At 19.8% G+C, this 247-nt stretch carries 1 protein-coding gene; it reads right to left on the bottom strand.

The window, feature by feature from the left end:
• A partial coding sequence (locus ACWA1B_RS23295) for a hypothetical protein (protein WP_456911053.1) occupies nt 1–247 on the bottom strand: 247 nt, incomplete at both ends.

Genomic DNA, 247 nt, shown 5'->3' with positions numbered 1-247 from the left:
GATCTTTCATTTAATAAAAAATTATAACTATAAAACAAAAATATAATTGAGAACAAAATGACAGTTACTAACCCAAAAAACAACATTTTTGATATTATTTCCCAATTATTTAATTTTTTTAAAGAGTGAGAAACCCTCATTGAGAACATTATAAATACAATTATAAACATACTCAAAGAGGAAATAATAAATGGGGAAAAAGTATTTTTTTCTTTTTTTATATTATTTAATGCAAGCTTTAAATTTA

Source organism: Flavobacterium xizangense (assembly GCF_054075145.1).
Note: the sequence above shows the minus strand (reverse complement) of the source record. Positions and strands in the feature narration are given on the sequence as shown.